The organism is Leptospira levettii (genome assembly GCF_002812085.1).
Taxonomy (GTDB): domain Bacteria; phylum Spirochaetota; class Leptospiria; order Leptospirales; family Leptospiraceae; genus Leptospira_A; species Leptospira_A levettii.
In genome coordinates this window covers 337892-352780 of sequence record NZ_NPDM01000002.1, presented here as the reverse complement: position 1 = coordinate 352780, position 14889 = coordinate 337892, and the positions used below count along the sequence as shown (strand labels likewise).

Annotated in this window: 13 protein-coding genes; 4 read left to right on the top strand and 9 right to left on the bottom strand. The window is 37.1% G+C overall.

The window, feature by feature from the left end:
• Position 1 precedes the first annotated feature (1 nt).
• From CH354_RS09305 to ispH, 6 genes are read right to left on the bottom strand one after another with little or no spacing between them, the layout of a single operon-like run.
• The gene (locus tag CH354_RS09305) at positions 2-2209 is read right to left on the bottom strand and encodes a chemotaxis protein CheA (RefSeq protein ID WP_100726682.1); all 2208 of its coding nucleotides are present in this window, start codon (positions 2207-2209) and stop codon (positions 2-4) included.
• The gene (locus CH354_RS09300; protein WP_100726683.1) at positions 2209-2580 is read right to left on the bottom strand and encodes an STAS domain-containing protein; all 372 of its coding nucleotides are present in this window, start codon (positions 2578-2580) and stop codon (positions 2209-2211) included. The genes CH354_RS09305 and CH354_RS09300 overlap by 1 nt, the downstream gene beginning before the upstream one ends.
• A gap of 2 nt (positions 2581-2582) precedes the next feature.
• Positions 2583-2948, bottom strand: a complete 366-nt coding sequence (locus CH354_RS09295; protein WP_100718518.1) for a response regulator — start codon at positions 2946-2948, stop codon at positions 2583-2585.
• A 12-nt stretch (positions 2949-2960) separates the two neighbouring features.
• A complete protein-coding gene (locus tag CH354_RS09290; RefSeq protein WP_100726684.1) occupies positions 2961-4241 on the bottom strand; it encodes an ATP-binding response regulator in 1281 nt (426 codons plus the stop codon).
• Positions 4242-4289: 48 nt separating this feature from the next.
• On the bottom strand, positions 4290-5912 hold the full coding sequence (locus tag CH354_RS09285) for a sensor histidine kinase (protein ID WP_100726685.1): 1623 nt from the start codon (positions 5910-5912) through the stop codon (positions 4290-4292).
• Position 5913: 1 nt separating this feature from the next.
• The gene (gene ispH, locus CH354_RS09280) at positions 5914-6861 is read right to left on the bottom strand and encodes a 4-hydroxy-3-methylbut-2-enyl diphosphate reductase (protein ID WP_100726686.1); all 948 of its coding nucleotides are present in this window, start codon (positions 6859-6861) and stop codon (positions 5914-5916) included.
• A 238-nt stretch (positions 6862-7099) separates the two neighbouring features.
• Here ispH and CH354_RS09270 point away from each other — a divergent pair, with 238 nt between their 5' ends.
• The 4 genes from CH354_RS09270 (at position 7100) to CH354_RS09255 (ending at position 11807) form a co-directional block, all read left to right on the top strand.
• Positions 7100-7948 (top strand): flagellin N-terminal helical domain-containing protein, encoded by an 849-nt coding sequence (locus tag CH354_RS09270; RefSeq protein WP_002974229.1) that lies wholly within the window; start codon positions 7100-7102, stop codon positions 7946-7948.
• Between the two features lie 182 nt (positions 7949-8130).
• On the top strand, positions 8131-9081 hold the full coding sequence (locus CH354_RS09265; protein WP_100726688.1) for an ankyrin repeat domain-containing protein: 951 nt from the start codon (positions 8131-8133) through the stop codon (positions 9079-9081).
• A gap of 101 nt (positions 9082-9182) precedes the next feature.
• Positions 9183-10415, top strand: a complete 1233-nt coding sequence (ilvA, locus tag CH354_RS09260) for a threonine ammonia-lyase IlvA (RefSeq protein ID WP_100726689.1) — start codon at positions 9183-9185, stop codon at positions 10413-10415.
• A 492-nt stretch (positions 10416-10907) separates the two neighbouring features.
• On the top strand, positions 10908-11807 hold the full coding sequence (locus CH354_RS09255; protein ID WP_243396029.1) for an Lcl C-terminal domain-containing protein: 900 nt from the start codon (positions 10908-10910) through the stop codon (positions 11805-11807).
• A 16-nt stretch (positions 11808-11823) separates the two neighbouring features.
• Here the strand turns inward: CH354_RS09255 and metW are convergent, their stop codons facing one another.
• From metW to CH354_RS09240, 3 genes are read right to left on the bottom strand one after another with little or no spacing between them, the layout of a single operon-like run.
• Entirely contained in the window at positions 11824-12441 is a 618-nt protein-coding gene (gene metW, locus CH354_RS09250; RefSeq protein WP_100726691.1) for a methionine biosynthesis protein MetW, read from the bottom strand.
• Positions 12438-13574 (bottom strand): homoserine O-acetyltransferase MetX, encoded by a 1137-nt coding sequence (gene metX, locus CH354_RS09245; RefSeq protein ID WP_100726692.1) that lies wholly within the window; start codon positions 13572-13574, stop codon positions 12438-12440. Before metX ends, metW begins: the two co-directional genes overlap by 4 nt.
• Before the next feature lie 7 nt (positions 13575-13581).
• The gene (locus CH354_RS09240; protein ID WP_100726693.1) at positions 13582-14886 is read right to left on the bottom strand and encodes an O-acetylhomoserine aminocarboxypropyltransferase/cysteine synthase family protein; all 1305 of its coding nucleotides are present in this window, start codon (positions 14884-14886) and stop codon (positions 13582-13584) included.
• Positions 14887-14889 lie beyond the last annotated feature (3 nt).

The following is a 14889-nucleotide window of genomic DNA, read 5'->3' as shown; positions in this document are numbered from 1 at the left end:
ATTAACCTCTGTGACTATAAAATTTCTGATTTTCTACTGTGATTGTTCTTTCGAATAGGGAAGGAACATCTATGATGAGTGCAACATTTCCATCGCCAAGGATACTTGATCCACTGACACCTTTTACATGGCGAAAAACAGATCCCATCGGTTTAATCACTGTTTGGTATTCGCCTAATAATTTTTCGACAACGATGCCTGCTTTTTTATCTCCGTTTCGAACGATTACGATATTTTCCCTTGGTTGTTCTGAATCAACATCACATGGATAATAGTCTCTCAGTCGAAGGAAGGGAATTAAATTACCTCGTAAGGCAAAAAATTGATTTGAATCTGTTTTGTGGTCATCTGAAAAGTGTAAACACTCCAAAACCATTTCCATCGGAATGATAAAATGACTTTTACCCACTGCTACCAAAAATCCTTCAATGATGGCAAGAGTAAGAGGTAACCTCAAAATAAATCTGCTACCTTGGTTTGGGATTGATTTAATAGAAATGGATCCGCGTAATGATTCTATATTTTTATAAACTACATCAAGACCAACACCTCGGCCTGATACATTGGTGATTTGAGATGCAGTTGAAAATCCTGGGTGGAATAGGAGTTTGTATACTTCTTCATCAGAGTCTGGCATTTCACCAAAAACAATGCCTTTTTCAATGCCTTTATTCCAAACTTTTTCTTTAGAGATTCCGTTTCCATCATCTGAAACTTCTATGATCACATTTCCTGCTTCATGATAGGCAGTGAGTTTAACAGTTCCTTGGTGATCCTTCTCATTCTTTTTTCGTTCCTCTGGTAACTCTAATCCATGATCACATGCATTGCGTACCAAATGGGTGAGGGGATCACTTAATTTTTCTACGATATTACGATCAAGTTCTGTTTCGTCTCCTTCTGTTATGAGACGAATGTCTTTTTTCAGTTCTTTTCCTAAGTCACGTACGATTCGAGAATACTTTTGAAAACTTTCTCCAATGGGAACCATTCTGAGTTTTAAGGAAATTTCCCTGACTTCGTTTAGTAATCTCATCACAATGAGAGAGGATTCTTGCAAATTCGAATCGTCTGAGTCACCAATGAGTTGGTTCATATTGGCACAAGACACCACTAGTTCTCCAACTCGATTGATTAAATTATCAATTCGTTTTGAATCTACTTTGATCGTGGAAGATTTGTGAGAATCTTTGATTTGGTCTGCATTTTGATTCTTTGCGATTGATTCCGATTCCTCTTTCTGATTTGTTTGGGATACCAGTGAAGAGAGAGAAGGGATACCTGTTTTTCTTGATTTGATCTCTTCAAGATAGGTTAGGAAAAGATTGTCGTCGAGGATTTGGATTTCTTTCCAAACATTGCCTAAATAAATTTCTTCTTCTGGGAGTTGGTTTGATAAATCTACCAAATCCTCAACGGAAAACCCAGGAGGGTAAATGTGCAAAAAACAATCTGCTTCAATGAAGTTAAAAACATTTTGAACTGTTTCCAAATTTTCTTTTGAACTAAAATTGATTTCAAATCCTAAATAACAATTTTCAGGATCAAATTCGATCGGATCAGGTAAAAATTGATCAATGGTTTTCAGGGAGAGGATGGTACCAATCTTTTTTAAGTATCCAATAAACGAAATGGGATCAAGACCTTGGGAAAATACATTTTGATTGGGTCTGAAGGAAATCAGGTAACTTGTCGTTTCTGTTATTTTTTTTCCTACACCAGGATTTGTTCCGCTTTTCTTGAGTTCATTTGTATTGGATTCTTCCTGATTCCCTATTTGGTTTTCCTTGTTTTCTCGATTCGTTTCGGGTGCTCCTGACGACGACTGAAGGAAGGGTTTCATCTCATCCAAAATAGATTGGCCAAACGTTATTTTTTCATTTTTGATTTTACCCTTTGTTTCTTCTGAAACTAAAAAGGATAAATGGTCTTTTGCTTTGAGTAATAATTCCGTGAGGATTGGTTGGAATGGAATGAGATGGGAACGAAGTTCATCCAATAAATTTTCCACAACATGTGTAAACGAAACAGTGGTTTCATACCCAAACATACCCGCAGTTCCTTTGATGGTATGCACTGCTCTAAAGATGGCATTGAGGTCTTCATCATTTGGTAATGAAGATTCTGTTCGGAGTAAAATTGATTCCATCTCTCGTAAGAGTTCATCGGATTCAACTAAATAGGCATCTATGACTTCGGATAAGTCCATTAGGATACTTTCCTTGTTCCATAACGAAATTCGACTTCATTTGAATGTTCTTTTTTCACTTTGATACGATCGCCAAAAAATGAAACCAAACCAAGTAAATCCAATACCTTTAACACTGGTAAGGAGTGGTTTGTTAACGACAAAATTTGTTGGTTAGTCTGGCATCGTTTTTTTAAAAACACCAAAAATTGAATGCCTGAAGAATCGATTCTTTCAATTCCATTCAAATGTAAAATGATCTTTTTCCCTTTTTGGGTCTCCCATTGGTTTGTATATATTAACCATTCTTTAATGAAAGGTACAGTCAGGTATCCATGCCATTGGATCTCCATACCTTCTTTCGTATTTTGAATGGTTTGTTTTGGTTCCATAGTTAAGGTAATAATTTTGTAATGGTATCTAACAATTCTTCAGGGGAAAAAGGTTTGGTTAACCATGCCTTTGCACCAGCATCGATACCTTGTTGTTTTTTTTCTGGTTGTGATTCAGTTGTTAACATAATGATGGGGGTGAATTTAAACTTTGCATTTTCTTTTACTTTTTTGATAAAAGAAATCCCATCCATGTTTGGCATATTCATATCAGATACAATTAAATCGACAGGATTTGATTCTAATTGTTTTAGGCCTTCTAGTCCATCCCCAGCTTCAATGAGATCAAAATTGGCATTCTTTAAGTGGACAGAGATGATCTTGCGAAACACTGCTGAGTCATCAATAATTAAGATTTTTCTATTCATTTTGTTTTCCTTTTAAGATTGGATCGGGAGAAAAATTTCTGCGATCACACAAGATGCTTTTGTTTCGGTCGTGTGATCAATTGCATTTCGGATAAAAAACATTCCATTGTGTTTATGTAATAAAAAATCAACCATAGTCAGTCCTAGACCCAGGCTAAATTTTTCTTTGTGGTGGAATGATTCAACGGGTGGATGGATTCTGTAAAATGGTTCTACTAATTTTTTTTCTGAGACTGTGAGTTGTTTTGCATAATCATCTTCGATTAAATTGTTTTTAGCGGATAAACAAAAGTAACCATCAACGAAAGTTACAAAAATATCAAAATTGGACTTGGGTTTGGAATACTTTAATCCATTCGTAAATATTTCATGGATGATGGTTCGTATCGCATCCAAATTGACTTCTAATTTTACTGTTTGTTTTACAACGGGAAGGTTGATTTTGATTTCTTTGGCTTCGGTTTCCTTTTGGAATTCTTTTACAATCTCAGGAAGGATCCGTAACAACTCGTCACTTGTGATTTTAGATAATTGTATATGGGATTGGATCGTTTCCACGGCCATATCTAGGCCTTTCAACATTGTTTTGTTATGTTCTTGGTTTTCAGAAAGTAAATCCCAAAAATCTTTTGGAATGATATAGTTTCCATTTTCAACCGTTTTCATCTTTTCGATTGAATCAATAATGGTTGTCATCGCACCAAGACCAGAACCTTGCATTAAAGTGGTTTTTAAATTCAAAATTGAATTTAGTTCCGAATTCACTTCATTGGTTTTGCGATGAGACTCTTTATAATTGAGCCATTCTAATTGGCTTTTTAATTCTTTAGATTCTTCATCAATGAGAACAGATTCCATCCGTTTTAAGTAGACGTATTCTAATGCTTTTTCCAGACGATCGGCGACAATTTCTACATGGAGAGGTTTGATTAGGTAATCATAAACTCCCATTTTCATGATTTCGATGATTTCTTCTGTTTGGTCGATGGCAGTTTGTACCATAAAAACCGATCTCGGATCGAATTTTCGTTGTTCGGCGATGAATGTTTTCCCATCCATCACGGGCATCATCAAATCCACCAAATAGAGGCTATACGACCTATTTTTTGCCATTTCCAAGGCAATTTTACCGTTTTCAGCCACCTCGTAAGCTACACCAACGCGTTTACAGATCCCTTCTAAGAGAACCTGATTTTCTTTTTTATCTTCAATGATAAGGATAGGTTCTTTCGGCCTACGTTGGTGTTCTGTTTTGGAAACAGAAGTATATGTCGTATAGATTGGTTCCACCATATAGAATATCGGAAATTCTATTCGAGTTTCCGAATCCGTTCAATACCTTTATTTAATATTTTCGGGTATATTGAGTATAAAAGTGGAACCTTCACCTGGAGTTGAATGGAGAGTGATACTCCCTCCTAATTTTTCAGCTAGTCCTTGGGAAATGGAAAGACCAAGTCCTGTTCCTTCGATTTTTCCATCGTCATTGAGTCTTGTGAAACTATGAAAGATCCTTTTTTGGTCTTCTTGTGAAATTCCTGGTCCAAAATCGCGAACAGAAAAATTCACCCCAAAATCGGACCATTCACAATGGAATTCGACATAAGAATGGTCAGCATACTTGATCGCATTCGAAAGTAAATTTAAGAGGATTTGTTGGATTTTTCCGCTATCGGAACGAATCGTTTTCGATTGGATAGGAGGGAAAAAACGGATTTCCATTCCTTTGGCATTTGCCTGTGGTTGGATTAATTCTAAACTTTGTCTGCAGATTTCTTCGGGTTTGAATTCAGAATACAAAATGTTGATTTGACCAGATTCAATTTTCATCAAACTGAGAATTTCATTGATCATCTTTAGAAGTCTCGTTCCACCTGAGTATATGTAATGCAGGTATTCTTTCCCTGTCACATCTCCTTCGGGCAACTGGATCAGTTTCGAAAATCCTATGATGGAATTCAGAGGGGTACGAAGTTCATGGCTGACATGGGCTAAAAATTCTGTTTTTGCTTTGTAGGCACGTTCTAATTCTTCTTTGGTTCTGGATAAATCCAAAGTTCTTTCTAAGATTAAAGATTCCAATGTAGACTTGTAACGATTGAGTTCCGTTAAATCGGAATCTCTTTGTACAAATAATCCCATCCACCGACTCACAGTTTGGTAAATGAGTAAATTTTCATGTTGAATCACAAAATTGGGAACATATTTTTGGAATCCCATAATGCCGAGGAATTTGTTTTCGAATTTTACCGGAATGAATAAAATCGACTCTGCTTTTGATTCTTCAAAATACCATTGTTCTTTTGGTAATGCTTTTTCTTTTTTTAGGTAAATGATCTTTCCATTTTTTAATTTATGGAGCCATCGGTTTATCCCTTCTTTTTTCCAATCTAATGTTTCGAATTTTTTTGGAAGTAACGGGTATTCGGTGGACTTTCGTTCATTCACCCAAATTTCAAATTTTTGTGATTCATCCGTTCCAATATTTTTTAAAAAGAAAATCGAATCCATCTCCGTGAAATATAAAAGTTGGTAAAGGGCTTGGGGTAAACTTTCACGGATGGATGGTTTTTGAATGAGAATTTGGATGGAGGAAGCAACTCCTAGTTCAAACCGAAGCCGCCATGCGATTTCCTCTTCTTGTTTTTGTTTGATTGTGATATCACGTATAAAAAACTTTGTGTATTGGAAATCTTTGGAACCAGATGGATAATCAAAATGCCCAAAGGATGTCTCTAATACTTTTCCATCTGTTTTGTAAACGATTTCCGTATTAAAATCTTTATGTGCGATTTTGTTTTTTAAAAAATTGGGTACGTCAAACTCTTCTTCAAATTGTGCGAAGTTGGAGTTTTTTAATAAAATTGCATAATTCTTTTCTTTTAAATTAATTTGTATAATGGCTGTTCCCCAATCATTTCCCTCCAAAGAGGCTTTAAATAATGACAAGGGATCTTGGATCATATTAAAATTGTTTTAAGAGTTCCTTTGGTAGTTTGAAACTCATTGTATCTTCACGACTTTCTGGGTATAGAGATACTTTTGCATTGGGAAAATGTTTGAGTATTTCTTCTACAATTTCATCAACCAATACTTGTGGGCTTGATGCGCCAGCAGTGATCCCTAAAGTTTTGATTCCCTCTTTGATAATGTAATTTGGATTTACATCTTCTTTTTTCGAAATTTGGAAACTTGATGGTCTAGTTTTTTTGGCCAATTGGCAAAGTCGAACTGAGTTCGATGAGTTTTCAGCACCGATAACTAACATGGCATCGACGGACTCCAACATTTTTTGTACTGCATCTTGCCTTTCCGTTGTCGCATAACAAATATCATCTTTTTGCGGATGTTCCACAAATGGAAAAACTTCTTCAATTTTTTTGACAATATTTTTGGTATCCGCTACCGAAAGTGTGGTTTGCATCAAATAGGTTAGTGGTTTGTCTGAAGTTATTTTTCCTTTTAAACTTTCCACGTCTTCTGGAGATTCCACAAGGAACATCATTGCCTCTCCCATGGTGCCAATGGCTTCGTCATGTCCTCTGTGCCCGATATAAATGATTTGGTGGCTGTCTTTGATGTTTCGTGCTTTTTTATGAACCCTTGTGACAAGTGGACAGGTGGCATCTCCAATTTTCATTTTTCGATCAGTGGCTTCTTTTACCACTTCGGGGGAAACACCGTGGGCGGAGAAAACCACCGTTGCACCATCAGGAACTTCGCTGAGTTCACTAATGAATTGGATTCCTTTTTTTTTCATCTCTTCCACGACTCTTTGGTTGTGGACGATTTCTTTTCTCACATAAAGAGGTTTACCTGAATTTTCTTCAAAAGCCTGTTCCACATAAGAAATCGCATATTTGACACCTGCACAAAAACCTCGTGGGTTTGCTAAATAAACCGTTTCTAACACGAAAAACCTACCTTTTCACTCAAGTCCATTTCCATAGAATTCCTAGGACATATTTTAGAAAAGGGGAAGTTCTGTTTTTATTCAAATTTTATTTCATTTTCCCTATTATCCTCCCTCCCAGAATGACCGATCCTTATCTTGAAAAGGCCAAGGATGGCCTCTTCGAAAATTCATCAATTTCTTGGGTTCAAGGTGAAAACTTTGAGCGGTGAGAGAACGGATTCAAGGAGGAACCCGGATGATTATCAACCACAACGTAAGTGCGATCTTTGCACACAGAACTTTGAAGTCTAACGACGCGAACCTGAGCAAAGATATCGAAAAGTTGTCTTCTGGTATGCGTATTAACAAAGCCGGAGATGACGCATCTGGACTTGCAGTGTCTGAGAAAATGAGAACTCAGATTGCTGGTCTTCGACGTGCAGAACAGAATACTGAAGATGGTATGTCCCTCATTCAAACGGCGGAAGGATATCTTCAAGAAACACACGAAATCGTTCAACGTGTTCGTGTACTCGCGGTGCAAGCTGCGAACGGTATCTACTCGGAAGAAGATAGACAACAGATCCAAGTCGAGGTTTCACAGCTAGTGGACGAGATCGATCGTATTGCTTCTCAAGCAGAATTCAACAAAATGAAACTGCTTACAGGAGCTTTTGCTCGTCTCAACCCAACTGCTAGTATGTGGTTCCATATTGGAGCTAACATGCACCAAAGAGAGCGCGTGTACATTGAAACAATGAACACTGCGGCATTGGGATTAAGAAACCCTACGGTTCTTACTTTCATCTCTCTTTCGACTGCAGGTAAAGCAAACTCCGTAATCGGACTTTGTGATGATGCCCTAAGAGTGATCTCTAAACAAAGAGCTGACCTTGGTGCTTATTACAACCGTATGGAGCATGCTGCGAAAGGACTTATGAATGCTTATGAAAACACACAAGCTTCTGAGTCTCGTATCCGTGATACTGACATGGCTGAACAAATGACCAGCTTCACGAGATACCAAATCTTAACTCAGGCTGCTACATCAATGCTTGCGCAAGCAAACATGAAGTCTCAGTCAGTGATGAGATTGCTCCAGTAATAGGATAAGAGAAACCAAAGTTCCGGGCAGGGTGGTTGGGGCCTGGATTTTTGGTTTCTCGATTTTCTATTTTAATGTTTTCTTTTAATATCAAATTTTATTCCTCAATCTTCACTTTCATCTTAAAACCCTAACTTCCCTTTTTGATTTGACAAAATCGAAAATACCGTATTTTTAATCATATGAAAAAAGTCTCGGTTCTATTTTTACTTCTACTTTCCGTTAGTTGCAAAACAATTCCAAAATTCCAAGTCATCGATAACGTCAAACTAAATCCGAAATGTAAGATCACTTGGCTTACAGTTGTTGAGCCAGATTTTTATATCATGAATGGAACGACTACATTGGCTGGATGTGTTGAGCAAATTGATTCAAATGATGCTGTTTTAGCGTTTTCATTTGGTCGCTCAATCCATCGAATTAATGCAAGTGTGAACCTTACAACAGGTGAGTCACGAAGATCAGATTCATATTCGAGTGAAAACGCAAGTGCCAAAGCAACAGTTCATAAAGATAAAAAAGCATCTCTTGAAATTCCCACCGCAGACAAAAAGGGATCTTTTATGTATAGTATTTTATATACATTGAAAAACAAACAGCCTTCGATCGAAATCTATGACGTAACACGTGAAGAATCATACGGGCCAAGACTTGCTTTCATCGCGATTACTAACAATGATTTGCCGAAATTGAAAGAACTTTTTGCAAACGGTAGTATTCAAAATGATACACACATTATATTGTATGATGAGAATAATACCATTGAATTAAATCTTTTCCAACATGCATTGAATGTGAGAGCGAATCGAGAAATTTTTCAATATTTGTTAGAAAAGAAAGTGGATTTCCAATATAGAGACAAACTTGGATTTACTGCCCTTACATATGCTGTTTATTTTAATGATTTGGAATTGGTTAAATACATTGACTCTCTCAAAAAATGGAATTTAAATGAAACAACAAATCAGGGTGATACAATTTTACATTGGGCCGCATTTAATAGAAACAAACAAATTGTTGAGTATTTATTGCAAAGAGGAATTAATAAAGAAATTAAAAACAAGCAAGGTCAAACTGCATATGATGTTGCAAAATTGAAGTTATCTTATCATATCATGGAAATATTGCAATAGTTATTGTAAGTAAATTTTTCCCATAACAAAGAAAATTGAGCAATGGAAAAAGGAAATAAAATCAAGAATTCTGTTTTGAATAATTTAAGAAAGTGGAACCGATGCCTTTAGAAATTGACTCTGCCTATCAGATATTAAAACCAATCATCAATCAAACTCCGTTACAATTTCATTCTCGATTGTCGGAGTTGTATGGTGCCCAGGTGTATATCAAACGAGAGGATTTACAAGTTGTACGTTCCTATAAAATTAGAGGGGCTTACAATATGATCCAAAGTTTAACTCTGGATGAACGAACAAATGGAGTTGTATGTGCAAGCGCAGGCAATCACGCACAAGGAGTCGCATATTCATGTAAATTACTGCAGATTTACGGAGTCATTTATATGCCTGAAGTTACTCCCAAACAAAAAATTAACCAAGTGCGGATGTTTGGTGGTGAATTTATAGAGATCAAACTCATTGGAGATACTTTTGATGAATGCCAAAAAGAAGCAATTGGGTTCGCAAATGAAAGCAAGATGTCTTTTATCCCTCCATTTGACCATAATAAAATCATGGAAGGACAAGGAACTGTCGGGAAAGAAATATTAGCTGAACTTCCAAAGATTGATTATTTGTTTTTGCCAATTGGAGGGGGCGGACTATGTGCCGGTGTAGGATCCTATTTTAAGATTCATTCTCCGCTCACAAAAATTATTGGCACAGAGCCTATGGGTGCACCATCAATGAAAGAAGCATTAAGGGCGGGAAAACCAATCTCGTTGGAGAAAATCGATAAATTTGTCGATGGAGCCGCTGTCAAAAAAGTGGGGGAACTTACTTTCCCGATCTGCCAATCTGTTTTAAGTGATTTAGTCTTAATTCCAGAAGGCAAAGTTTGTACGACAATTTTAAATCTTTATAATTTAGATGCCATTGTGAGTGAACCTGCTGGTGCTCTCAGTATCGCTGCATTAGATGATTACAAGGAATTCATTCGTGGGAAAACGATTGTTTGTATCTTAAGTGGTGGAAACAATGATATCGATAGGATGCAAGAAATAAAGGAAAGGTCCTTACTGTTTGAAGGATTAAAACAGTATTTTATTGTTCGATTTGCACAGAAACCGGGAGCACTTAAACAATTCGTAAATGAAATCTTAGGACCTAATGATGATATTGTTCGATTTGAGTTTATCCAAAAGAATAATAAAGAATCTGGGCCTGCACTCATCGGAATTGAATTAAAATCAAAAGATGATTTTCAAAGTTTATTAATTCGGATGAAAGAATTTCGATTGAATTTTACAGTCATCAATGAAGACGAAAATCTATTTGAATATTTAATTTAAAATAAAAAACAAATGTTTCCAGAATTTGTAAAAGTGAATCCTATAAATCATTTTTTCTATTTCGAATGAATTTCCTAAAGGAATTTCCAAAAAGATCGATATAAGAAATGATCCTTTGATCGCCGTACAGCTAAGAAACCCGGAGTGATTGCCGGGTTTTTTGCATTAAGATGAACTTTTCTTCTATAAAAATTTCAGGGAACCAAGTTGTGGTTTTGCTTTATTGTGAATTGTGATATGTAGGCCGTATTGGGTGGCGGGTGAATAACCCCACCCAGTTCAAATAGGGCGGGGATGGTATACCTTCCGAGACCAAGTTTCGTAACATAATTCACCACAAAAACAATTCTTTGTTTGTAATTCTTTCATTGAGAATCTGCTCATAATTTTATTTCCTGGAAATTAGAGGAGAATGCATTGGTTTCAGTGAAGTGTACAAATCATCTATTTTATAATATACTATTTGTCTGTTTATGTTTTTTAAACTGCAACTTGGATTGGAAACACAATGCAGGTGATCCCTTCACGAAGGATTATTGGCAAACTAGGTTTGTTGAGGATTGGTTGGTCGCTTATCCTCGAACTTTTGTCATTGAAGGTAAAGTGTCTGGATTGTATCAAAATGTTATAACCATTGTATCTTCCTCTGATGGAACCTCACTTCCAATTAGTGCAAATGGCACTTTTTCTATGACTGTATTTGCATCCCCAAAATACTTCGACATTCGTATTTCTGTGCAACCAGATAACCTTCATTGTATTGTTTGGGATAGAGGTATTTGGAATGGCACCAAACAATATAATATCCAAATTACTTGTCCTTTTGCTAAAACTATAGTTTCTGGAAAAACACTGCTTTGGGATCGATGTACATATGGGACAAGTTGGAATCCTGATGGAAATAGCACGGGAATTGGCAATGGAGATTGTACTTTAGGTAATGCAACAGCATTGAGCTTTTGCACCACAGGAGAGGGATACAACCCTGCAACCAACCCTAACGCCTGTAATGATGGAAATAATTCTCTTTTAGTGGATTCAGGACCTATATTTTCGGCCTGCTTAAACAGTCGTAATTCGAAACGTTATGGCAGCTCTAATTGGAGACTTCCTTTATACACTGAAATGTTTTCTATTATTCGTTGTAGCGCTACAAATACTGGAGTGATCACAGGGGAAGATGGTTGTCTCACCGTGGGAGACGCAACTAAATATCCTGGTGCGACTGCAGATCCAATTTTATTTCCGGGAACTATCGCTGATAACTACTGGAGTTCACAAACGTTTCCAGGTGGTGGAGATATACAGGCATATATGATCAATTTTAATCCAGGAAATGAATCTTACCTCAACAAAGATCTGCTGGCTTATGTAAGATGTGTTTCAGAATGAATCGAAATCGATTGGATTAAGCTCGTATCACAAATAATGCAAGGGTAGCAAATAGATTGGGAAATAACTTAATCTGACGAGTGCGATTGAAAAATGCTTTGTGTAATATTTTGATACGTTCAAATTCACAGAAGTCTTCAAAGTCCTTTCCTGAAAGGTAATGTAAATTTGGAGTGTCATACCAATGGAACGGCATTAAATCCGTGACAGGTGTTTTTCCACTTAGTAAAATTGAAGTTCTGATTTGCCAATGGGAAAAATTGGGGAATACAATGATTACCTGTTTACCGATCCGCAAACATTCTTTGATGATGTCACCTGGATTTAATGTTTGTTGAATGGTTTGGTTTAAGATGACAAAATCAAAGCTATGGTCTAAGTGATGTTTTAATCCATCATCAATGTCGCCGTGGTGGACATATAAACTTTTTTTTACACATTGGATGATACACTTATCATCTTTTTCAATGCCTTGTACCCGAACTCCTTTGTTTTTTAAAATCAACATGAGTTCACCATACCCACATCCTAAATCTAAAACTCTTTCACCAGGTTTGATGAGATTTGCAATGTAGGATATATCGGGTCTATTTTTTAAATCTAAGCCAAGTGCTTCATTTGTATGGATATTCAAAAGAATCCTCCTTCATCTGTTGCACTTAAAAAATCTCTCAAAATAGAATCTTGTTCTTCACTAGGCAGTAAAAAACTATCATGCCCAGCAGGATTATTTAGCTCAATGAAACTCACAGGCACTGCATTCACTTCTAAAGATTTTACAATTTCTTCTGATTGGTAAGGAGGATACAACCAATCAGAAGTATAGGCAATGACTAGAAAACGGCATCTAACTTTCGATAGAACCTTTGTGAGTTCTTTTCCTGTACCTAAACTGAAATGGTCCAATGCTTTGGTTACATAAATATAAGAATTCGCATCAAATCGATCAACAAAGGATTCCCCTTGGTAAATCAAATAACTTCCAACTGCAAAATCAGTAGATTGGATATTTCCTTTTGGAGGTTTACGACCAAATTTTTCGCGCATCATCTCATCACTGAGGTAAGTGATATGACCCATCATACGAGCTAGGGCGAGTCCCTTGGCTGGGCGTTTTTCTTGTGTATACAAACCTTGGTTCCAATTAGGATCAGATAAGATAGCTTGTCTTCCTACTTCATTAAACGCAATTTGTTGGGCAGAGTGTTCGGAAGAAGAGGCCATGACGATACAGTTTTTTAAACGATCTGGATAAGCAATTGACCATTGTAAGGCTTGCATGCCACCCATTGATCCACCTGCGACTGCAAATAATTTATGAATTCCAAAATGGCGGACTAATTTTTCCTGTGCATTGACCATATCACCTATGGAAACAAAAGGAAATGTGGATTGAAATGATTTGCCTGTTTTGCCATTGAGACTAAGTGGTCCACTGGATCCTTTACAGCCACCTATGACATTAGAAGAGATAATAAAATAACGATTGGTATCAAAGGCTTTGCCAGGTCCGATATAATAATCCCACCAACCAGGTCGTTTGTCACCTTCGTGAAAGCCTGCCGCGTGTGCATCCCCAGAAAGAGCATGGCATACTAAAATTGCATTGTCTTTTTTTTCATTGAGAGTGCCGTAAGTTTCATAAGCAATCTCAAGAGGAGTGATGGTTTCACCCCCCTCAAGAGTTAGTGACTCAAATGTGACAATGTTTGTCTGTACGACACCTACGGATCCGTGAAAAAATTCATTTGTTTCGGAGGTAGGCATAGTATTATCAGATATTTTTTAATGCCTCTTCTAAGTCTACTAGAATGTCATCCAAGTTTTCTAATCCAACACTGAGTCGGACAAATCCTGGCGTCACACCGGCAGAGATTTGTTCTTCACTGGTTAATTGTTGGTGTGTCGTTGACGCTGGGTGAATTGCTAATGATTTCGCATCACCAATGTTAGCGAGTAAACTAAAGAGTTCGAGTCCATCGATGAACTTTTTAGCTTTTTCCACACCACCTTTGATTTCAAAACCAACAATTGCTCCAAATAATCCACGTTCATGGTATTTTTTCGCAGTCGCATAGTTTTTGTCAGTAGTAAGACCTGGATAATTCACCCATTCCACTTTTGGATGTTTTTGTAAAAATTCAGCCACTTTAAGTGCGTTATGGGAATGGCGTTCCATTCGAAGTGGGAGAGTTTCCACTCCTTGTAAAATTTGCCAAGCATTGAAAGGAGATATAGCTGGACCTAAATCACGTAATCCTTGGACACGAGCTTTTAAGATGAATGCAATGTTGACACCACCGAATGGTTCAAATTTTCCAAATACATCCCAAAATTTTAATCCATGGTAAGATGGATCAGGTTCAGTGAAATTTTTAAATTTACCATTGCCCCAATTAAAACTTCCACCATCTATGATGATACCACCAATGGATGTTCCATGGCCACCTAAGAATTTTGTTAAGGAATGAACTACGATATCTGCCCCATGTTTGAGTGGGTTTACAAGATATGGTGATGGCATTGTGTTATCGATAACAAGTGGAACTCCCACTTCTTTTGCGACTTTGCTAACAGCTGCAATGTCAAGTGTATCTAATTTTGGATTTCCCAAAGTTTCTGCATAAAAAGCTCGAGTTTTGTCATTCGATGCTTTTTTGAAATTTTCTGGATTGGAAGGATCAACAAAATGAACTTTTATCCCCAATTTTGGAAATGTATAATGGAGTAGGTTATAGGTTCCGCCATATAACGAAGAAGAGGCGACAATTTCTTGGCCAGCTTCCACAATATTCAGAAGGGCTAACATTTCAGCACTTTGACCAGAAGCTGTTGCCAGAGCAGCAACACCACCTTCCAAAGCAGCAACACGTTTCTCCAACACATCAGTGGTTGGATTCATAAGTCTTGTGTAAATATTTCCAAACTCTTGGAGACCAAATAATCTTGCTGCATGGTCTGTGTCTTTGAAAACATAGGAAGTTGTTTGGTATAAAGGCACAGCGCGGGACGTAGTGGTTGGGTCCGGCTCTTGGCCTCCGTGGAGTGCGATGGTTTCTGGTTTGTATTGACGTGGCATAGA

What these genes read in the sequence shown, in the direction of transcription:
- CH354_RS09305 (WP_100726682.1), bottom strand. Translation starts at nt 2,209, where the DNA reads ATGGACTTATCCGAAGTCATAGATGCCTATTTAGTTGAATCCGATGAA.
- CH354_RS09300 (WP_100726683.1), bottom strand. Translation starts at nt 2,580, where the DNA reads ATGGAACCAAAACAAACCATTCAAAATACGAAAGAAGGTATGGAGATC.
- CH354_RS09295 (WP_100718518.1), bottom strand. Translation starts at nt 2,948, where the DNA reads ATGAATAGAAAAATCTTAATTATTGATGACTCAGCAGTGTTTCGCAAG.
- CH354_RS09290 (WP_100726684.1), bottom strand. Translation starts at nt 4,241, where the DNA reads ATGGTGGAACCAATCTATACGACATATACTTCTGTTTCCAAAACAGAA.
- CH354_RS09285 (WP_100726685.1), bottom strand. Translation starts at nt 5,912, where the DNA reads ATGATCCAAGATCCCTTGTCATTATTTAAAGCCTCTTTGGAGGGAAAT.
- CH354_RS09270 (WP_002974229.1), top strand. Translation starts at nt 7,100, where the DNA reads ATGATTATCAACCACAACGTAAGTGCGATCTTTGCACACAGAACTTTG.
- CH354_RS09265 (WP_100726688.1), top strand. Translation starts at nt 8,131, where the DNA reads ATGAAAAAAGTCTCGGTTCTATTTTTACTTCTACTTTCCGTTAGTTGC.
- ilvA (WP_100726689.1), top strand. Translation starts at nt 9,183, where the DNA reads ATGCCTTTAGAAATTGACTCTGCCTATCAGATATTAAAACCAATCATC.
- metX (WP_100726692.1), bottom strand. Translation starts at nt 13,574, where the DNA reads ATGCCTACCTCCGAAACAAATGAATTTTTTCACGGATCCGTAGGTGTC.
- CH354_RS09240 (WP_100726693.1), bottom strand. Translation starts at nt 14,886, where the DNA reads ATGCCACGTCAATACAAACCAGAAACCATCGCACTCCACGGAGGCCAA.